The sequence below is a fragment of the Acinetobacter sp. Lyrl_1 genome, from assembly GCF_051948795.1.
In the GTDB taxonomy this organism is placed as follows: Bacteria; Pseudomonadota; Gammaproteobacteria; order Pseudomonadales; family Moraxellaceae; genus Acinetobacter; species Acinetobacter towneri.
Genome location: NZ_JAYJLK010000006.1, coordinates 13,551 through 34,235, shown reverse-complemented (window position 1 = coordinate 34,235; position 20,685 = coordinate 13,551). Strand labels below are relative to the sequence as shown.

The window sequence follows — 20,685 nt, the reverse complement described above, 5'->3', positions numbered from 1 at the left end:
TTAGTGAGAAGATTGCTGTGAAGTTTCAGGCAAATGCTGTTCTAAATACTCAATCAGTTGATTCACTCTTGCTGCAATTTGTGAGCCTTCAAAAGTGAGTTGATATTCCACTTTAGGCGGCACCGTTGGGTAAACTGTACGTAAAATTAACCCATCTTGCTCAAGAGTTTTCAGGGTTTGCGCCAGCATTTTTTCACTCACCCCTTCAATGCGCTGTCTTAGCTCACTAAAGCGGTGCAAACCTTCGCTTAAACAATGCAACACCAACATTGACCATTTATTGGCTAAATGTTCTAAACGAATCCGTGATGGACAATCTTTAGCAAGGACTTGCCCGAGTAAGTGACTGGTTGCATATTGCATAACGGTATCCTTCTGTTATTTCTATTGTTCAGGCTTTGAAAGCTTGAAAGCAAAATCAAATCTACTTACTTTTTAGCATAGACTTTATTTTGGTAAGTTTAGGATAGCGTATTAGGTGGAAATTTCAACACTCATCCTTATATTTAAGAATGAAATAAATGCAAAAAAAAGAGCTTCATTTGAAGCTCTTTTTGATTTTAAATTCTGTATCTACAAATTATGCATTTGTTTCAGCAGGAACTTTAGGATAGCTTACGCCGCCCATTTGTTCAGCAATACGCAATACTTGGCAGCTATAACCCACTTCGTTGTCATACCAAACGTAAGCAGTTAAACGGTTGCCTGAAGTAATGGTTGCTTGCGCATCAAATACACCTGCAGTACGCGAACCAATGAAGTCACTTGAAACCACTTCAGTCGAGTTGGTATAACCAATTTGACCTTGAAGATTAGAGTGAATTGAAATTTGACGAATGTATTCGTTCACTTCTTCACGATCTACTTCTTTCTCAAGCGTTAAGTTCAAGATTGCAAGTGATACGTTTGGCGTTGGAACACGTACAGAGTTACCTGTTAATTTACCTTGTAATGCAGGCAATGCTTTCGCAACAGCTTTCGCTGCACCTGTTTCGGTAATAACCATGTTCAATGTTGCTGCGCGACCACGACGATCAGCCTTGTGATAGTTATCAATCAAGTTTTGGTCGTTAGTGAATGAGTGAACAGTTTCAACGTGACCATTCACAACAGTGTACTTGTCATGCAACACTTTTAAAGTTGGTGTAATTGCGTTTGTTGTACAGCTTGCTGCAGAAATAATGGTATCTTCATCAAGAATGTCTGCTTGGTTAACACCGTACACCACGTTTTTCATGTCACCTTTACCAGGTGCAGTTAAAATTACGCGTGCAGCACCTGGGCATTGAAGGTGTTGTGCAAGACCTTCTGCATCACGCCATTTACCTGTGTTGTCAATCACCAATGCATTGTTGATGCCATAAGCCGTATAGTCTACTTCAGATGGGTTAGACGCATAGATCACTTTAATGAAGTTACCATTTGCGATAATTGCTTCATTTTCTTCATCTACAGAAATCGTGCCTGCAAATGGACCGTGAATAGAGTCACGACGCAATAAAGACGCACGTTTTTCTAAATCACCATCAGACGATTTACGTACCACAATTGCTTTAAGGTTTAAGCCACGGCCAAGACCAGATTGACCAATGATTAAACGCGCAAGGATACGACCAATACGACCAAAACCGTAAAGTACAACATCTTTGCTTTCTACAGTTGTTGGATTGCCCGCTAAAGATTTCACAGCGTCTGCAACAAATGCATTTACATCGCCGCCTTTTTCTTTATATTCAACAGCAAGTTTACCTAAGTCGATTTCTGCTGAACCGATGTTGTCTACTTTTGCCAAAGCTTCAAGCAATGGGAAAGTGTGAACAACTGAAAGTTCTACGTCCATCATACGAGTACGACGGTGTGCTTTCAAAATTTGAATCACAGAACGGTTAACTAAAGAACGACCAAAAACTGAAACCATGATATTTTTTTCACGGTACAACTGACCGAGTAAAGCAATCATACGTTCCGCGATTTCTTCACGGTTTTTCCAGCGACCTTGGTGCTCTGCGTGTAGGGCGATGATAGTCTCTTTGCTCACAGATACGTCCTCTAATTAATTGTATATCTAGGCATGAATTTCAAAACCCGATAATTGTAATGGAATTGTCGTCAAGATTGAATCAAAAGCTGGCATTGACCTGACTATTTTCTTATATATTCACTATAAATTCATAAAATAGTTGTAATTATTTTTGTGATTTTACTTTTTTCATTCAATGTTCAATTTTTCAGGCCAAAAACTTGGCAGGTATATTTAAGCTTCATCTGCTTTTTCTATACCTTAAATTCAAAAAAGATCATTTTTTCAAACTAAGATGTATCGGCAAACCTTTAAACCATCTTCTTTGTATTTCTACAGAAGTATGCCAATAGATTTTTAAGATATTTATCGCTCTGATTGCTGCTCTATCTTCTGCTGTAAATCTTGCTGATTCTGTTTTTGCTTTCTTAAATGCAAACAACCTTCCATTACCAGCAACGCCACCGCCAACCAAATTGGAATATAGGTCAGCCATTCCCCTGCTTCTATTCGCTCACCCAATAACATTGAGGCAAAAGCCAACAGCACAGGTTCTAAATAACTCAATAAGCCAAAAATCACAAAAGGCAAATAACGACTGGCCAAAATATAACTACCCAGCCCTAATGCACTTAAAAAACCCAGTCCCAATACCGCCCAAATTAAATGGGTAAAATTTGCAATGACTTGCAAACTGTCACTATAGACAAAGGCCAAATACAGCGAAATAGGAATCACGAGCAGCAAATCCCACCAAAACCCGCCCAAGTGATCGGTTTGAAAGACCCGACGTAAAAAGAAATATAAAGGATAGGCAAATGCCACATATAAGGTTTCCCACGCCACCGTGCCAATGCGCCAGATTTCATGACTGACACCTAGCACGGCTAAGGCAACTGCTGCCATCTGCCAAGTCGATAACTTTTCTTTATATAGCACACAGCCAAGCAAAACCATGATCAAAGGCAATAAGAAATAACCCAAAGAAACCTGCAAACCACGCCCGTTAATCGGCCCCCACAAAAATAACCACAATTGCGTAGTGCATAAAAAAGAACTAAAAATCAGCCAAAGTATGAATTGTGGTTGTTGTTTGAGCCGCTGAAAAATCGCGGAAATATGTTTTAAATCTCCCGACCACCACATAAACAAAGTTAGGAATGGCAAAGTTGCCAACATACGCCACGCAAAAGTTTCTTCGCTGTCTAAAGGTTTGAGTAATTGGGTATAAAAATACAGCACCCCAAAAGTGACCGATGCTAAAACCGATAGTGCAATGCCTTTATACATCCGACTCTCCCCTATATCAGTCGGCATTATACTCATATATACGTTGTTTTAGAGATTGATCGAATGTTCAAAATTTAAAATGACAGGATATAAAAAACCACGCAGCTTTTGCGTGGTCAATTGGATGGCTTACTTTTCCCCGCTTATCATATATGGGTAAGCAGCTCTGAAGCTATTGCAACTTAGTCTGACTTTTTATTGTGCGTATGTTTGGTATGAATTATATCACTTAAATCATAACCGAGTGATTTGGCATAGTTCAGATATTCAGTCACGACAGCCTGATCAGGATGCGGCGTACGTGAAAGTACCCATAAATATTTACGGCGTGGTTCACCCACCAAGGCAGTTTGATAGTCATCATCTAGCTTTAACACCCAATAATCACCACGCCCTACAGGCAACCAACGAATGACTTCAGGTAAAAAGCTAACTTTGAGTTTGCTGTTAAAAGGCGCATTTTGTACAAAAGCTTCGCCCAAAGCACGCATTTGTTTGCCATCTTTTGCAATACAACGGTTATCCACCTGCACATTGCCATTTTCATTCAATGTATATGCTGCTGTTACATTTGAACCGCATTTGTTTTGGAAATATAAAGGCTTTCTTGCAACCTCATACCAAACGCCTAAATATTTATCTAATTCGACTTTTTCTACCGTTTTCATCGGTTCATTGGTTTTGGAATATGCCATAGTCGCAGCACCCAAACCAATCAGCACCACACCACCAAGGGCAATTTTGGCAAGTCGCGCACCTGCAAACGGAAGTTTTTTAGCCATTGTCCCAACCTCTAAACTCTAATGTTCAGTCAATTTTGTTTATCTTCTTCAAAAATAACCGCAAGCATTTCAATTTACTGTATGGATATGTAATTTTTGCAACTCAAATTTTACATAGCAAGTTTAGTATGCAAACTCGCACTTACACTGACAGTGCAATTCGCCCCAATTTAGCCAGATTGCAACATTTGCGCTTTTAAACGCAAAATTTCATCACGTAAACGAGCCGCTTGTTCAAATTGCAGTTCTTTAGATGCTTTCAACATCTCTTTTTCAAGTTTGGCAATATGTTTGGCATACAGTTTAGGATCAGCCAAAATGTGCTGTTCATCGTCACTTAAAGCACGGCTTTGTGCATTGATTTTTTCATCAATTTGCTCATCGTTCAGCACTTCACCTGTGTCGATTTCTTTAATCACCTGACGCACTGCACTACGTGGAGTAATGCCGTGCAATTCATTAAATTCAATTTGTTTGGCACGACGACGCTCTGTTTCATCTATCGCCTTTTGCATTGAATCGGTAATGCGATCTGCATATAAAATTGCTTTACCTTTCAAGTTACGTGCTGCACGTCCAATGGTTTGAATCAACGAACGTTCTGAACGTAAAAAGCCTTCTTTGTCGGCATCTAAAATTGCCACTAAAGACACTTCAGGCATGTCTAAACCTTCTCGTAACAGGTTAATGCCAACCAAGACATCATGCACGCCTGTACGTAATTCGTGAATAATTTTGACGCGTTCTACGGTATCAATATCAGAGTGTAAATAAGCCACTTGAATGCCGTATTCTTTTAAATACGAGGTCAAATCTTCAGCCATGCGTTTGGTTAAAGTGGTGACCAACACCCGCTCATTCAATTCTTTACGCAAATTGATTTCAGACAGCACATCATCCACCTGCGTTAACACAGGACGAATTTCAATTTCTGGGTCAATCAATCCTGTTGGACGCACCACTTGCTCTACAATTTGTTGCGATTTTTCCAACTCATATTGTGCAGGTGTAGCGCTCACATAAATTGTGGATGGGACGATGCGCTCCCATTCTTCAAATTTCATTGGACGGTTGTCTAACGCACTAGGTAAACGGAAACCATAATTCACCAAGTTTTCTTTACGTGATCGGTCACCTTTATACATCGCGCCAATTTGCGGAACGGTCACGTGCGATTCATCAATAATCAGCAAGGCATCATCAGGTACATAATCAAACAAAGTGGGCGGTGCTTCGCCTGCAGGTCGTCCAGACAAATGTCGTGAATAGTTTTCGATGCCGTTGGTATAGCCCAATTGCTGCATCATTTCTAAATCATAGCGGGTACGTTGTTCTATGCGCTGCGCTTCTAGCAATTTGTCATGTTCGCGAAAAAACACCAAACGCTCTTTTAGTTCTTCTTTAATGGTACCAATCGCACGTTCCAAATTATCCTTAGGCGTAACATAGTGACTTTTAGGATAAATAGTCACGCGCGGCACTTTACGCACCAATTTGCCTGTTAATGGATCAAACCAACGAATCGAATCGACTTCATCATCAAATAATTCTATGCGAATAGCATGCTGATCAGATTCAGCAGGGAAAATATCTAAAATTTCACCACGAATACGGTAAGTACCGCGCAAAAACTCTAGCTCATTACGGCTATATTGCATTTCCACCAAACGACGGATCAAATCATCACGATTCACCCGATCACCTTGCACCACATGCAGCAACATGCTCATATAAGCATTGGGGTCACCCAAACCGTAAATTGCAGATACCGATGCGACAATAATGGCATCACGACGCTCTAGCAAAGCACGTGTGGCCGAGAGTCGCATTTGGTCAATATGATCATTAATAGCCGCATCTTTTTCAATAAAAGTATCGGAAGATGGTACATAGGCTTCAGGCTGATAATAGTCATAATAACTGACAAAATATTCGACTGCGTTGTTCGGAAAGAACGCTTTAAACTCACCATACAACTGCGCTGCCAGCGTTTTGTTATGTGCCATGACAATGGTCGGACGCTGTGTTCTGGCAATCACATTGGCCATGGTATAAGTCTTACCTGAGCCTGTAACCCCAAGTAATAGCTGATCATGATAGCCCTGTTCTATCCCTTGAACCAATTTTTCAATGGCTTGTGGTTGGTCACCCGCAGGTTGATAGTTGGTGACTAAATCGAAAGGTTGCTTATCACTCACAAATGCAGCTCTCAGGTTTGATGCGACCTAATATTTTAGCAGATTTGCCTACACTCAGGACATCCGAATATGTTGTGGCGATGTTGCGTAGCTACAAAGCCATTGCTCGGTTTTAATTCTGTATTGGACGCTGTTAGAACGAAGATGTGCTACGACTAAATTGAGCACGGGGAAACTGCTTTAAGACTTGACCCACTGGCTATTCAAAGGCAACATGAAATTTCAGGACGACAACCATAAAAGCACACATTCATGACTTACCAATATCACGACGAATCAATTATCAAAAGCCTCCCTGAAGATACTGTTTTCGTATTTGGCAGTAACATGGCAGGACAACATGCAGGTGGTGCAGCACGAACAGCCAAAGAATTTTTTGGTGCCGTTGAAGGCGTCGGGCGCGGTTGGGCAGGACAAAGTTTTGCCATTCCAACCATGAATGAACATTTACAACAAATGCCACTATCGCAAATTCAGCACTATGTGGATGACTTTAAAATCTATGCCAAAAACCATCCTAAAATGAAGTATTTTTTAACTTCAATTGGTTGTGGTATTGCAGGTTATACGGTTGAAGAAATTGCCCCTATGTTTAAAGGCATTGCCCATAATGTGATTTTTCCTGCGTCGTTTCGTCCTTTTGTCGAAAAAGCATTGCCTAAACTAACGCAAAAATTACTACACACCATTTACCGTGATTCTGTGATTTTTACCCCTGCCACCGATGAATTAATTGAAGTCTTGGCATTGAGCGATAATGAAAAAGCCTTGGCTAAAATCATATTGAATACACAAATGTACCCAACTGACAGCAATGGGCGTGATCGGGTCTTTGAAATTCAGGATATTTTGCACAACTTAAATGGTAAGGTATTCGAGTTCCAAAATAATTCAGAAGGCCCAATGCTATTTGGTGCAGCGATTTTGGCTTTATTGGAATTGTATAATATCAACGAGCAAGATTTTAGCGATGTATGGCATGGCGTACGTGAAATCTCGCCGCCAAAACCTGCCAACAAAGCGCGTAAGCATGTTCGTTAATTTCAATACTTTTAAATCCCCATCAATAAAAAATGCCACGTAATTGTGGCATTTTTTTTAGCGCTTACCCATCGAACGACGAGTACCACGTGGCGGTGGCCAAGTCTTATCCGCATATTGCTCAGGTTTAGGACGCACCGAATTATGTACCGCCTGATCATTATCCTGCGCTGTATTTGGCATTGGGAATGGGAGATTCACCAATGGTTTTTTTGAAGTAGGCTGCTGCTTACTCATGACCATTACTCTTATAAAATTTGGACTATTTTAAAGTTTTTTGCCGCCCGATGCGAGAAACTTCCACCTCACAGCAGTTTTAATCACGATTTCATAGGAAATTGGTCTAATTTGGTGATTTTTTATTAATTTGATGCAATTTTAAACGACGCAGACATCGAATTTAAGCTAAGATAATATGCTTTTTATTTTTTTATCCCTATAAGAAGGAATATGCCGTGGACGTACGTCTCTCTGATCGTGTCAATGCCATCAAACCGTCCCCAACACTTGCAGTAACCAATAAAGCCGCTGAACTTAAAGCTGCGGGTCATAACGTTATTGGTTTGGGTGCAGGTGAACCGGATTTCGATACACCACAACACATCAAAGATGCAGCTATTGCAGCAATTAATAACGGTTTTACAAAATATACTGCTGTTGACGGTACGCCTGGTCTTAAAAAAGCCATTATCGCAAAATTAAAACGTGACAATAATCTTGACTACCAAGCGAACCAAATTTTGGTGTCTTGTGGTGGTAAGCAATCATTCTTTAACTTGGCGTTGGCTTTGTTAAACAAGGGTGATGAAGTGATTATCCCTGCACCGTTCTGGGTAAGCTATCCAGATATGGTGATTATTGCTGAAGGCGTGCCAGTCATTGTGGAATGTGGTGAAGAACAACGTTTCAAAATCACGCCTGAACAATTAGAAGCTGCGATCACTGACAAAACACGTTTAGTGGTGTTAAACAGCCCATCTAACCCTACAGGTATGATCTACACCAAAGCTGAATTAGAAGCTTTGGCTGCTGTACTACGTAAATACCCTGAAGTATTCATTGCATCTGACGATATGTATGAACCAATCCGTTGGGATGATGAGTTCTATAACATCGCAACAGTTGCACCAGACCTTTATGACCGCACAATCGTATTAAACGGTGTGTCTAAAGCTTATGCAATGACTGGCTGGCGTATTGGCTATGCAGCGGGCCCTGCTAAACTAATTGGTGCGATGAAGAAAATTCAATCTCAATCGACTTCTAACCCAACTTCTATTTCGCAAGTTGCTGCAGAAGCTGCATTGAACGGCCCACAAGACGTACTTGAGCCAATGGTTGAAGCATTCAAACGCCGTCACGACTTAGTTGTAAATGGTTTGAATGACATCAAAGGTATTTCTTGCTTACCTGCAGATGGCGCATTCTATGCGTATGCAAACATCAAACCATTGATTCGTGCGAAAGGCTTAAAATCTTGCACAGAATTCTCTGCTTGGTTATTGGAAGAAACTGGTGTTGCCGTTGTTCCTGGTGATGCGTTCGGTTTAGGCGGTTTCATGCGTATTTCTTATGCAACTGCAGACGAAGTGCTTGTAGATGCGCTTGCACGTATCAAAAAAGCAGCAGAATCAATTGAAGGTGTAGATGAAGCGATTGCTTCAATCGAAGCTGAAAAAGCTGCCAAATAATCTAAACCTGTTTAGATGAACAAAACCCACGATTGAATCGTGGGTTTTTGTTTTAATTACGTTTTTTCACTCATCATTTTTCCTCATTTCTGAGGAGAGAGATCACAAATAACGCTTTTAAAAAGCCTCAAGATCATTTCTTGATTGATATAAAAATTCCAATACAAAAAAATCAAAACAACAGCAATCTAAACGGTTTCATACACGAGGTTTGGTTAAAATCACCATCAAAATACCACACAACACGATCAAGGTTGCCACGACCATCAACAGGGTGAGTTGTTCACCTAAAAAAATCACACCGCCTAAAATCGCCAAACACGGTACAGAAAGTTGCACAGTACTTGCGGTAATGTGATCAATTTTTTTCACAATGCTGTACCACAACACATACGCGCCAGCCGAAGCCAATGCACCCGACAACACTGCCAAAACCACACCCTGCCAAGTGATAAAACTTTCAGGTAAATGCCAAAGAAAAAATACAGCAACAAGTGGTGTCGCCAGAATGAAATTAGATAGAGTATTGGTTAAAGCATGCTGCATCGTCTTTGCAGCAATACTGTAAAAACCCCATGCAATACCTGCCAGTAACATCATCAATGCATATTTGAACGTTGGCGTACTGGCTTCAGGCAATAGCAACAAACCCATCCCCAATATAGCACAACCTAACCCGACCCAGCGCGGCAAAGTCATGCGCTCACCATGCAAAATCGCATAACTGATCATGGTGATTTGCACTGCGCCAAATAGAATCAATGCGCCTATGCCTGCGTCTATATGCAAATATGCTAACGAAAAACCGAGCAGATATACAGCAAGGCTGAGTGCAGATTTCCATTGGAATTGAATTGGTTGTTGAACCTGCAAAACAGCATAGAACAGTCCTAAGCACACTGCTCCACTGCCAACCCTGAGCAAACTAAAACTAATAGGGTCAATTTGCTGTTCAGCGAATGCCAAACGACACAGCAAGGAATTTGCAGCAAATGCGAGCATGGCAATGCATATTTTAATCCACACGGCTGAATATCCTTTTCAAGCTGTTCGCAAATCTTTATCGCAGTTTAGAACACTATTTTAGTGCAAGTCATTTCGCTCAATTCAATACAAATCTATTTGGCTGAAATGATAAATCATCTTAGATTAAATACTATTTAGATTAGATACTGTTTTTCAATGCTGCGATCAACTCTGATTTAGACACTACAGGTTGAGTTGTCGCTTTATATTCACATAAATAGCGAAAAGCAGAGTCTAATTCTACACGCAATTGTTTTTGTTCAGACACAGACCACACGCGTGAACGGTTGCTCCCCGAAAGCGCACTACCCGCCAGTTGGTACAAATATAAATCATGATCACGCTGTAATGGTTTTTTGGTGCCGTTGTCTGGATGGTCTGAAAGCAATTGGCAGGATGATTGAATGAGCCATTTTTCACTAAACCACAACTGCAATAAATCGCCCAAATACAAATCTTGAGGTGCCAAAGGCCAGACATGAATAAACGCGCCTTCTACAGCAGTGTAGTATTGTTCAGGCGTAGACAAGATAGAAAGATAATGTTCTTGATAATAAGAAAATTGAGAAAAAATGTCAGAAATGCTGAGCGTATTCATTCGCTTACTCCGATTTAGCCATTTTAGTGCTGGCAAGTTGGGTTAAATCCACACTGTTTAAGATGCTACTTAAACGCTTTGTTCTGTCACTCAGACTAACAACCGATTTTGTGTAACGCAAGTCTTGTGGGTGATTTTTTAATAAAATTTTGTTTTTTGTTCAAATAAAAAGCATATAAAGTCAAAATGAAAGAAACATGACAATTTATGCTTGACCCTTGCTTAAATCTGCTTATAATCGCATTCAGATTCTCCCATAGCTCAGTCGGTAGAGCGACGGACTGTTAATCCGCAGGTCCCTGGTTCGAGCCCAGGTGGGAGAGCCAAATTCTAAAAAGCCCAAGCATAACGACTTGGGTTTTTTATTGCCTAAAATTTATGGATGATGTGGTCTGTAAATAACCAAGCAGCGATTCATGCCTTAATCGTTCAAAAAGATGAATGTAACTGTTTTGGGCAATTCAGCTTAATGTAATTCCTAATCTTAGCCTTGATCATTTCTAAGTGACTTAGGCAACAATCCACAATCAAAATACCTAAGCAATAACTTGATTGATAAAAAAACGGAACCGAAGTTCCGTTTTCTATCTTAGATCATCTACAAGTTTTAAGCAGCTTGCACAGGCACACCACTATGAAAACGGAACAGATCATCTGGACTTAAAATAAGATTCTTTTCCACTTCACGTATATGCTGAATTCGCCCCTGAATATCTTCTTCAGGGTTTTTCAGTTTTGCTGTTTTTGCTACATCCAAAGCCAGTGCCAAATAATCTTCATAATGCCGTGATTCTGATTTCAGTAAATAACGGTAATACTTACCTAATTCTTCATCTACCAATGGCGCAAGCGCATAAAACCGCTCGCATGAACGTGCTTCTACAAAGGCACCAATCACCAAAACATCAATTAGTGCTTCAGGTTCATAGGTACGGATTTCTTTACGTAAACCGCCTGCATAACGCCCTGCACTTAAACCCTGCCACATTTGCCCACGCTTTGCCATGAACTCTAGCACCTGCTCATAATGCAGCATTTCTTCGCGTACCAACTGTGCAAGTTTGACCTGTAAATCGGTAAAAAAGCTGTAACGAAACATCAGGTTCATGGCTGTGCCTGCTGCTTTTTTCTCACAGTTGGCATGATCTTGCATCAAAATATCTAAATTATTTAATGCTTCGTTCAACCATTCTTTGGGTGTTTCGCAGCCTAAAAATGCTATCACAGGCTGCATCAATTCATCATAATTTATGCTGGACATAACGTTTCAAATTTTATCTTTCAATTTTAAATATGCAGATTAACGCGCTGCATCAATCGCAGCTTTCATGCGTTTAACAGCCTGTTCCAAGCCGACAAATACAGCATCACCAATTAAAGCATGACCAATATTTAACTCATGGATGTGTTGAATAGCGGCAATTGCACCTACATTGTCCAAGTTCAAGCCATGCCCTGCATTAATCACTAAGCCACGGCTAGCTGCATATTCTACGCCCTGAACAATACGGGTCAATTCGGCTTGCTGTGCAGCTTCATTTTCTGCATTGGCATACGCGCCTGTATGAATTTCAATGGTCGGTGCACCACATGCAACGGCCGCATCAATTTGTGCAAGATCTGCATCAATAAACAGTGACACATCACAGCCAATTGCTGTTAATTCCTGAGTAGCGGCCTTAACTGCTGCAAAATTGCCTACTACATCCAAACCACCTTCAGTGGTTACTTCTTCACGGCGCTCAGGTACCAAACATACATGCTGTGGACGAATTTCCTTGGCAAACTCGATCATTTCTTCAGTAACTGCCATTTCCAAATTCATACGAGTTTTTAGCAACGGACGCATACGACGCACATCACCATCCTGAATATGACGACGGTCTTCACGTAAATGCAAAGTAATCCCCTCTGCACCCGCCTGTTCACAAACTAATGCGGCCTTCACAGGGTCTGGATAGTTCGTGCCACGCGCTTGTCTTAAAGTTGCCACATGGTCAATATTGACACCGAGTAAAGCCATAATAGGTTCCTACATTACGCTTGGGTTTGAGAATTCTGAATCCACAATTGGCGACTTTTTAAAGGTCGATCACCCAACAGTGAACTAATCATTTGTCGATACAGCCGAGACAGTAATTGTAACTGTTCTGGGTTAAAATCCCTACCTTTTTCATAGTCGCACATACTGAGGATCTGTGCGCCAAGCAAATTTGCTCGTGAAGCTTGTGCAGTAGGGATAAAACCATCATTCAATTGAAAATGATAATGCATATTGGGCTGAATCGGCTCTTGGTTCGCATCGACTGAAAAATCAATCGCATAGCCTAATTCTTCCAATAAAGCATGTTCAAACTGACGCAAAATTTGTCTTAAGAATAGATTGGGGTTTTCTTGACTAGATAAATGTTGTAAATGCGCCAAAGTCTGGTGATATTGCACAAAAGTTTCAGGCATTTCCACTTCGGCAGAACACAAGCGCAACACAATTTCATTTAAATAAAAGCCTGAAAAAAATGCATCACCAAAGAAAAAAACGGGTTGATTGACAATTTCCAGCTTAGTGAAATTTTTAAGGTCTGATTTTCCCGAAGCTTGTATGCGAATCGGTTGATATTGTGGCGGTGGCATTTGTCTTAAAATACCATCGACCCGCCCATGTTCGCGGGTAAACAAATGCACAATATGGCTACGTTCGCGGTATTTTCGATGATGGATTAAATAACCATGCAAGATTTCATTACGCATGATTGCGTCAATTAATCCTATTCTTTAGAGGATTCTTGTTTGGATTTTTCTTCGTCATCACCATCTGGAATGACAGCACCAACTACAGCAGCAGTGCCTTTCACCACACCTTTTGTGGTTTTGTAGGCGACTTTTACGGGAACTGTCACAACTTTGTGAATACAACCTTGCAAGACAAACATACATGCCACAATGGCCAACACTTTCATCATCACAGTTCCCTTTTCGTCAAACTTAGATATCACTATATCCTAAGCTTTTTAATGCACGTTCGTCATCAGACCAACCACCTTTGACTTTCACCCAAAGCGTTAACATGATTTTTTGCTCGAACATTTTTTCCATGTCGACCCGTGCATCCATACCAATTTTTTTCAGCTTCGCGCCTTTTTCACCAATCACAATGGCTTTTTGACCTGGGCGATCTACAAAAATAGTGGCATCAATATAGGTACATGGCGCTTTCATACGACCCGTTTTTTCATTTAAAACCGCATCTTCAGTTTTAAATGATTCGATTTGCACGGTTAAATCGTAAGGCAGTTCTTCGCCCAATTGGCGCATGATCTTTTCACGGATAATTTCAGATGCCAAGAAACGTTCTGAACGGTCTGTGATTTGATCTAGCGAGTACAACGGTGGCTGGAATGGCAAATAGCGTTCAATCGTGTCACGCAAATGATCTAGGTTCGCGCCGCGCAATGCCGATACAGGTACAATTTCGGCAAAGTTCATTAACTTGGCACGTTCTTGAATAATCGGCAAAGCCTGATTTTTATTCTCAAAAGTGTCGAGTTTGTTAATCACTAGAATCACTGGCATTTCTGCATTTTTCAGCTTTTCTAGGACTAACTCATCATTTTGCGTCCATTTTTGTGCATCCACCACAAACAAAACCAAGTTCACATCACGCAAAGCAGATGATGCAGCACGGTTCATCATTTTGTTGATGGCACGGACTTCTTTTTTATGCATCCCTGGTGTGTCTACAAACACAGCCTGAGATTTTTCACGTGAATCAATTCCCACAATTTTGTGACGTGTGGTTTGCGGTTTACGTGAAGTAATGGATAGTTTTTGACCCAATAAGTGGTTCATGAGGGTCGATTTACCCACATTCGGGCGACCAACAATCGCAACAAAACCACTGCGGAAATCAGATGGAATTTCAGTTCCCTGACCGCTAAAGAATTGGTTAATTAGGTCATTGGCGTCGTTATTCGACTCGTGATCAGCATCTACGTGATCGGAATGGATGGTCATTCAGACTTTTGCTCCAAGAATTTTAAAATATCTGCCGCAACTGCCTGCTCGGCAAAGCGACGGCTTGAACCTTCACCCTTCATTACAGGCAAACTATCGACTCGGCATTCCACAATGAAATGCTGATTCGGTGCATCGCCCTGAATATCTACAACCTCGTAAACCGGGAGAGGTTTTTTACGTGCTTGTAAATACTCTTGTAAGCGTGATTTAGGGTCTTTGAGTTGATCGGTTGGCTCAATATGATCTAAATAAGGGCTATACCATTTTAGCACAATCGTTTGCAGCAAATTCAAATCACCGCTATCGACATAAATGGCGCCAATAATCGCTTCTACGGTATCCGCCAGTATAGACTCACGATGATGACCACCAGATTTCAATTCACCTGTACTGAGAATTAAATTTTGGCTGAGCTTTAAATCATTGGCAATTTTACCTAAGGCTTCCTGACGCACCAGTGTTGCCCGCATGCGCGTTAAACGCCCTTCATTTTCATGTGGATAAGCCACATATAAATAATTGGCAACAATCATTCCCAACAACGAATCGCCTAGAAATTCCAGACGTTCGTAATTGTGTTTATGACTCACCGAGCGGTGAGTCAAAGCCAATTTAAGCAATTCAGGTTGCTTAAACTGATAACCGATTCGGCTGGCTAGACGGGTCTCATTTAGCTTGGACTGAGCTTTGATCAAAACTTTTCTCGAACTTCATTACAATATCAATATTCAATAAGAAAGGTTTTCTTATTTCATATTCTTTTTTCACTTCTAAACCATCGACGTTAGTCACTTGAGCCACATCTGCAAATTTAATATCGCGAATGTTGTTCATGCTTAAACGCTTGTCCATTTCACCAATAAACTGTTGTGGTGATAGATTTTTTGGCCCATTTAACAATTGTTCTTCAATTTGATTGTCCAACATTCGATCATCGAAATATGGTGCCCAAACTGCAACTGCTACTTTTGCCATAAATGCAAAACCAATAATTGCAATTAAAATTGCAATATAGGATGCCCCTTGTTGATGACGCATTTTTTATTTTCCTAATCTGCTTTATTAATCAATTTTGCCGTTACGACTAAATGACGGCAAATTAAACCCAGGTTCTTTATGCATCCACACATAGAATGCACGACCTGTTAGGTTTTCCTCTGGTACAAAACCCCAAAAACGACTGTCAGCACTTTGATCGCGGTTATCCCCCATCGCGAAGTAATGACCTTCAGGTACTTTGACTTCCCAATATAAACCATTTTCTGCTGAATATTTACCATTGTCTACATAGTTCAGGAATGGTGCCTGACGCGCCACGTTTACACCTTCAAGCTCGCGCATGGTAAATGTATGCGCCCCTAAAGTTTCCTGATGGTAAATTGAAGTAGGTGTATCTAGACTGTCTTTTTCACGGCTAAACTGGATTGGGGTTTTCGTTACTTTCTCGCCATTAATGCTCAGCTGACCATGATCATAAACAATATGATCGCCTGGTAAACCGACAATACGCTTAATATAACTAATGCTTGGTTGTGGTGGATAACGGAACACCGCAACTTCGCCACGCTCAGGCGAACCCACATCTATAATTTTGCTGTTAATAATTGGCAAACGCACGCCATATTCAAACTTGTTCACCAAAATAAAATCGCCCGTTTCTAAGGTTGGCACCATAGAATCTGACGGAATATTAAATGGTTCATACAGGAATGAACGCAGTACCATCACCACTGCCAAAACAGGCCAAAAATCATAAGCCCATGTGATAATGAAGTTTTCATTGCCTCGCCCTTTCGTTGCTCTTTGCTTAAATACAAATTTATCGAGCAGCCACACCGCAATAAAAAATAATGTGGCAGGAACGAGAATCAAATTAAAATCAAAATCCATGGGTTTATTATCCTTATAATTTTAGCGTTCGACTTTAAGTACAGCTAAGAAAGCTTCTTGCGGGATTTCAACACTTCCCACTTGCTTCATACGTTTCTTACCTTCTTTTTGCTTGGCAAGTAGTTTCTTTTTACGAGAAACGTCACCGCCATAACACTTCGCAAGTACGTTTTTACGCATCGCTTTCACGGTTGAACGCGCAATAATTTGCGCACCAATCGCAGCCTGAATAGCCACATCAAACATTTGACGCGGAATCAAGTCTTTCATTTTTTCAACCAAGGCAATACCACGGTGACGTGCATCTTGACGGTGGCAAATCATCGCTAAGGCATCGACTTTTTCACCGTTAATCAGTACATCGACTTTAACCAAAGATGAGCTTTCAAAACGGACAAAGTTATAATCTAACGATGCAAAACCACGTGAACATGACTTCAATTTATCAAAGAAATCCATCACGACTTCTGCCATCGGAATTTCAAAAGTAATAGACACTTGGTTACCCAAGAATTTCATGTCTTTTTGCACACCACGACGCTCAATACATAGGGTCATGACGTTACCTAAGTATTCCTGTGGCACTAAAATATGACATTCGGCAATGGGTTCACGTAAATCTTCAACTGTTGAACCATCTGGCATTTTTGATGGGCTGTCGATATAAACCGTTTCGCCATTTTTCATTACCGCTTCATAAATTACAGTCGGTGCAGATGAAATGAGGTCTAAGTCGTACTCACGCTCTAAACGCTCTTGTACGATTTCCATGTGTAGCATACCCAAGAAGCCACAACGGAAACCAAAGCCTAAGGCATCTGAACTTTCTGGTTCAAAGAACAACGCTGAGTCGTTAATTTGTAGCTTGTGCAGTGCTTCACGGAAAGGTTCAAAATCGCTGGCATCAATCGGGAATAAACCTGCATAGACCTGCGGTTTCACCTTTTTAAAGCCTGGTAATGTTTCAACTTCTGGTGTGGTTGCAAGCGTGATGGTATCACCCACTGGTGCACCAAAAATGTCTTTAATTCCTGCAATTACGAAGCCCACTTCGCCTGCTTCTAAAACACCTGTTTCAGTATGTTTTGGATTAAAAATACCCACAGATGTGATGATGTGCGTTTGACCTGTCGATTTCATCAACATCTTGTCGCCTTTACGCACACGACCCTGTTTGATACGCACCAAAGACACAACGCCCAAGTAGTTATCAAACCATGAGTCAATAATTAAAGCTTGTAGCGGTGCTTCGCGGTCACCTTGTGGTGCTGGAATCACATTCACCAAAGTTTCTAGAACATTGTCGATGCCTAAACCTGTTTTTGCAGAACAAGTTGGTGCTTCTTGTGCTTCAATACCAATAATTTCTTCAATTTCATGAATCACACGCTCAGGCTCTGCCTGCGGTAAATCAATTTTATTGAGTACAGGTAAAACTTCTAAGCCTTGCTCAATGGCGGTATAGCAGTTTGCAACCGACTGTGCTTCTACACCTTGAGCAGCATCCACCACCAATAGCGCACCTTCACAAGCGGCTAAAGAACGTGACACTTCATAAGAAAAGTCGACGTGTCCTGGGGTATCAATGAAGTTTAACTGGTATTCCTGACCATTTGGATGGTTATAGTATAAAGTCACCGATGTGGCTTTAATGGTAATCCCACGCTCACGCTCAAGCTCCATAGAATCCAACACCTGCGCTTGCATCTCACGATCTTGTAGACCGCCACAGGTTTGAATGAAACGATCTGCCAGAGTCGATTTACCATGATCGATGTGCGCAATGATCGAAAAGTTACGGATGTTTTTAATATCAACAGATTTTTTAGCTTGCGCCATGGGTTACCTTAAAAAATAACACGCCCTGCACCTTAAAATTCATGCAGAGCAAAAGCCGAATAGAAATTGCGAAGGATTATAGCAGATGGATTTTTCAATGTATCCATAATAATGAGTTCCTTTTGCTGCCCTTTAGTTTTTTCGTTTTATACAGCAGACTTAGACATTTTATGTGTAGATTTAAATACTTTATGAATCTTAAAAACCTCAAGATATAACGAATCGTAATACCCAACTAGAGCACACTCGGTACTTAACTTATCTCTCGACTAATCATAAGCACTAAAATCTAAAGGATTAACATCTGCAGCCAGTGGCTGATAAGCTTGCGTAAAGGTAGGTGACATACGCTTTGGACGGCCTGTGGCAATTTCCACACATGCCCATTGTGTGCTACCCATAAATAACAGGCTTTTATCTTGCGGGCGATAAAATGCATACTGACGAAATGAATACAGCGCATTCAAATCACTGAGCCACGTTCGTAAAATCAGCTCCTCTCCTTCGAGAGCTGCTTTACGGTATTGCACATGGTGTTCTACAGCGACCATGGCATGTTTCAGCTTCAAATATTCTTGTACACCTAAACCTAGCTGCTCTATATGCGCAGATGCCACATCTTGCATCCATTGCACATAAACCACGTTATTCACATGACCCAAAATATCTATATGTTCAGGTTGAACCGTGATTTTTAAATCAAATATGCTGCTCATTGCATCCTTTTTACTAGAAACTGCCGTGTCTGCTTAGTCTATCAAAAATATTCAATTAGCATAAAAAAAGTCGCTCTGTTTGAAGAGCGACTATTATGCGAATGATCATTTATATTGAGATCAAATTAACACTGACAGATGCTTTAACTTATTGAATACGCATCCCAATAATGGCACGTTGCCCTTGACGAATAATCACGACCCGAGCAACTGAACCTTTTTTCAGGGTAGATACCGTTTCAACAAACTGGTTGGCATTTTGAATTGGCGTATTATTCAGTTGTACCACCACATCGCCTGGCATAATACGCGCCTGAGCTGCTGAACCACCACGACGCACTTCCTGAATGAGCACACCACCTTTAATATCTAACTGGCGTTGTTCTGCAACAGTTAAATCACGAATAGACACACCTAAGACAGGGCCTTTAGCAGCAGTTTCAGGGTTGTTTTTGGCAGGCGTGTCATCAGGTGCTGTACTGACTGTAGCGGTAATATTACGGCGTTTATCATCACGTAATACTTCAAGCTGAATACTCTGATTTGGCACTGAACGGTTTAAATAGTTCAACAATTCCGAAGTTCTAGAAATTGGCGTACCATTATATTTAAGAATGACATCACCCGCACGTAAGCCTGCACGTGCAGCAGGTGAATTTGGTGCAACTTGAGTAATCAATGACCCTTCTGGTTTGCTCAGTTTATAAGATTCAGCCAAATTACGGTCAATATCCTGCAAACTCACCCCTAAATAAGAACGGGTCACTTTACCATTTCGTTTTAATTGATCGGCAACATCCATTGCTACATCAATTGGAATAGAGAATGACAGCCCCATATAGCCACCCGTACCACTAAAAATACGGGAGTTCACGCCCACAACCTCACCACGCTGATTGAACAATGGCCCACCTGAGTTACCTGGGTTTAAAGCTACATCGGTCTGAATAAAGGGTACTGAGGTTTCACCCATCATATTCCGCATTTTGGCACTGACAATCCCTGCCGATGCAGAATAGTCAAATCCAAATGGAGACCCAATTGCAAGTACAGGCTCACCCACACGCAATTGATCGACATTGCCTGTACGCAACTCTGGGAAACTCGCACCTTGCACTTTTAATAAAGCGACATCGGTACGTTCATCACTGCCCACCACAGTTGCATCTAACTCACGGCGGTCATTCAGTACAATTGTGACTTTAGAAGCATCTTCCACCACATGGTGGTTCGTTAAAAGGTATCCATCTTTACTAATAAAAAATGCACTGCCATAACCTGTTTTTTCTTGTGGTAATTGCTGTTGTGGAATAATGACTTGATTGCCAAAAAAACGGCGTAAAATTTCTGGAACTTGTTGTTGTAAGAGTTCTTCCTGACTCATTTTTTTGACAACATTTACACTCACGACAGCAGGACTCACCTGCTCAACCAAATTAGAAAAGTCTACTGGTGGTGCTGCTTGAGTCTGCACAGTTGCCATAGTAAAAACAGCCGCATATAAACCTTTTTTTAAATTGCGATTTTTCATAAATAGCATTCACTCAATAATAATTATGACTTCGAACCCATCTTATTTA

The 20,685-nt window shown here is 40.9% G+C and carries 21 protein-coding genes and 1 tRNA gene; 3 read left to right on the top strand and 19 right to left on the bottom strand.

The window, feature by feature from the left end:
• The 5 genes from VF675_RS03840 to uvrB form a co-directional block, all read right to left on the bottom strand.
• Entirely contained in the window at window positions 1–363 is a 363-nt protein-coding gene (locus tag VF675_RS03840; protein WP_004971692.1) for a winged helix-turn-helix transcriptional regulator, read from the bottom strand.
• A gap of 217 nt (window positions 364–580) precedes the next feature.
• The gene (locus VF675_RS03835) at window positions 581–2,038 is read right to left on the bottom strand and encodes a glyceraldehyde-3-phosphate dehydrogenase (protein WP_004971695.1); all 1,458 of its coding nucleotides are present in this window, start codon (window positions 2,036–2,038) and stop codon (window positions 581–583) included.
• Between the two features lie 348 nt (window positions 2,039–2,386).
• On the bottom strand, window positions 2,387–3,310 hold the full coding sequence (gene rarD, locus VF675_RS03830; RefSeq protein WP_440204802.1) for an EamA family transporter RarD: 924 nt from the start codon (window positions 3,308–3,310) through the stop codon (window positions 2,387–2,389).
• 182 nt (window positions 3,311–3,492) lie between these two features.
• Window positions 3,493–4,092 carry a lipocalin family protein gene (locus VF675_RS03825; protein WP_440204801.1) on the bottom strand — a complete coding sequence of 200 codons (600 nt, stop codon included), beginning with the start codon at window positions 4,090–4,092 and terminating at the stop codon, window positions 3,493–3,495.
• A 170-nt stretch (window positions 4,093–4,262) separates the two neighbouring features.
• On the bottom strand, window positions 4,263–6,290 hold the full coding sequence (gene uvrB / locus VF675_RS03820; protein ID WP_104851763.1) for an excinuclease ABC subunit UvrB: 2,028 nt from the start codon (window positions 6,288–6,290) through the stop codon (window positions 4,263–4,265).
• A 252-nt stretch (window positions 6,291–6,542) separates the two neighbouring features.
• On the opposite strand from uvrB, the gene VF675_RS03815 reads away from it, so the two are divergent.
• Entirely contained in the window at window positions 6,543–7,331 is a 789-nt protein-coding gene (locus VF675_RS03815) for an A1S_2505 family phage non-structural protein (RefSeq protein WP_004971705.1), read from the top strand.
• 57 nt (window positions 7,332–7,388) lie between these two features.
• On the opposite strand, the gene VF675_RS03810 is transcribed toward VF675_RS03815, so the two are convergent.
• On the bottom strand, window positions 7,389–7,568 hold the full coding sequence (locus VF675_RS03810) for a hypothetical protein (protein WP_004971707.1): 180 nt from the start codon (window positions 7,566–7,568) through the stop codon (window positions 7,389–7,391).
• Between the two features lie 218 nt (window positions 7,569–7,786).
• Here VF675_RS03810 and VF675_RS03805 point away from each other — a divergent pair, with 218 nt between their 5' ends.
• Complete coding sequence (locus VF675_RS03805; RefSeq protein ID WP_004971708.1) at window positions 7,787–9,022, top strand: pyridoxal phosphate-dependent aminotransferase; 1,236 nt, start codon at window positions 7,787–7,789, stop codon at window positions 9,020–9,022.
• A gap of 198 nt (window positions 9,023–9,220) precedes the next feature.
• Here VF675_RS03805 and VF675_RS03800 read toward each other — a convergent pair whose 3' ends face one another.
• Both VF675_RS03800 and VF675_RS03795 read right to left on the bottom strand, forming a co-directional pair.
• A complete protein-coding gene (locus tag VF675_RS03800) occupies window positions 9,221–10,048 on the bottom strand; it encodes a DMT family transporter (protein WP_440204800.1) in 828 nt (275 codons plus the stop codon).
• Window positions 10,049–10,187: 139 nt separating this feature from the next.
• On the bottom strand, window positions 10,188–10,646 hold the full coding sequence (locus VF675_RS03795; RefSeq protein WP_178318832.1) for a hypothetical protein: 459 nt from the start codon (window positions 10,644–10,646) through the stop codon (window positions 10,188–10,190).
• Between the two features lie 250 nt (window positions 10,647–10,896).
• Between VF675_RS03795 and VF675_RS03790 the strand changes: the two genes are divergently transcribed.
• Window positions 10,897–10,972, top strand: a tRNA-Asn gene (locus VF675_RS03790).
• A gap of 281 nt (window positions 10,973–11,253) precedes the next feature.
• Here VF675_RS03790 and VF675_RS03785 read toward each other — a convergent pair.
• From VF675_RS03785 to VF675_RS03735, 11 genes are all read right to left on the bottom strand, one after another.
• Window positions 11,254–11,907, bottom strand: a complete 654-nt coding sequence (locus tag VF675_RS03785) for a tRNA-(ms[2]io[6]A)-hydroxylase (RefSeq protein ID WP_004971715.1) — start codon at window positions 11,905–11,907, stop codon at window positions 11,254–11,256.
• Between the two features lie 39 nt (window positions 11,908–11,946).
• Window positions 11,947–12,672, bottom strand: a complete 726-nt coding sequence (gene pdxJ, locus VF675_RS03780; protein ID WP_440204818.1) for a pyridoxine 5'-phosphate synthase — start codon at window positions 12,670–12,672, stop codon at window positions 11,947–11,949.
• An 11-nt stretch (window positions 12,673–12,683) separates the two neighbouring features.
• On the bottom strand, window positions 12,684–13,397 hold the full coding sequence (gene recO / locus VF675_RS03775) for a DNA repair protein RecO (protein ID WP_178318867.1): 714 nt from the start codon (window positions 13,395–13,397) through the stop codon (window positions 12,684–12,686).
• Window positions 13,398–13,411: 14 nt separating this feature from the next.
• Window positions 13,412–13,606, bottom strand: coding sequence for an NF038104 family lipoprotein (locus VF675_RS03770; protein WP_154320888.1), 195 nt, complete (start codon window positions 13,604–13,606; stop codon window positions 13,412–13,414).
• A gap of 22 nt (window positions 13,607–13,628) precedes the next feature.
• A complete protein-coding gene (gene era / locus VF675_RS03765) occupies window positions 13,629–14,657 on the bottom strand; it encodes a GTPase Era (protein ID WP_218618915.1) in 1,029 nt (342 codons plus the stop codon).
• Entirely contained in the window at window positions 14,654–15,355 is a 702-nt protein-coding gene (rnc, locus tag VF675_RS03760) for a ribonuclease III (RefSeq protein ID WP_004971722.1), read from the bottom strand. The genes era and rnc overlap by 4 nt, the downstream gene beginning before the upstream one ends.
• Complete coding sequence (locus tag VF675_RS03755) at window positions 15,327–15,698, bottom strand: DUF4845 domain-containing protein (RefSeq protein ID WP_178865619.1); 372 nt, start codon at window positions 15,696–15,698, stop codon at window positions 15,327–15,329. Before VF675_RS03755 ends, rnc begins: the two co-directional genes overlap by 29 nt.
• 24 nt (window positions 15,699–15,722) lie before the next feature.
• On the bottom strand, window positions 15,723–16,550 hold the full coding sequence (lepB, locus tag VF675_RS03750; protein ID WP_004971724.1) for a signal peptidase I: 828 nt from the start codon (window positions 16,548–16,550) through the stop codon (window positions 15,723–15,725).
• 21 nt (window positions 16,551–16,571) lie between these two features.
• The gene (gene lepA / locus VF675_RS03745; RefSeq protein ID WP_440204799.1) at window positions 16,572–18,389 is read right to left on the bottom strand and encodes a translation elongation factor 4; all 1,818 of its coding nucleotides are present in this window, start codon (window positions 18,387–18,389) and stop codon (window positions 16,572–16,574) included.
• Window positions 18,390–18,658: 269 nt separating this feature from the next.
• Entirely contained in the window at window positions 18,659–19,105 is a 447-nt protein-coding gene (locus tag VF675_RS03740; protein WP_019837691.1) for an acyl-CoA thioesterase, read from the bottom strand.
• A gap of 148 nt (window positions 19,106–19,253) precedes the next feature.
• The gene (locus tag VF675_RS03735; protein WP_168417808.1) at window positions 19,254–20,636 is read right to left on the bottom strand and encodes a Do family serine endopeptidase; all 1,383 of its coding nucleotides are present in this window, start codon (window positions 20,634–20,636) and stop codon (window positions 19,254–19,256) included.
• Window positions 20,637–20,685: the final 49 nt, after the last annotated feature.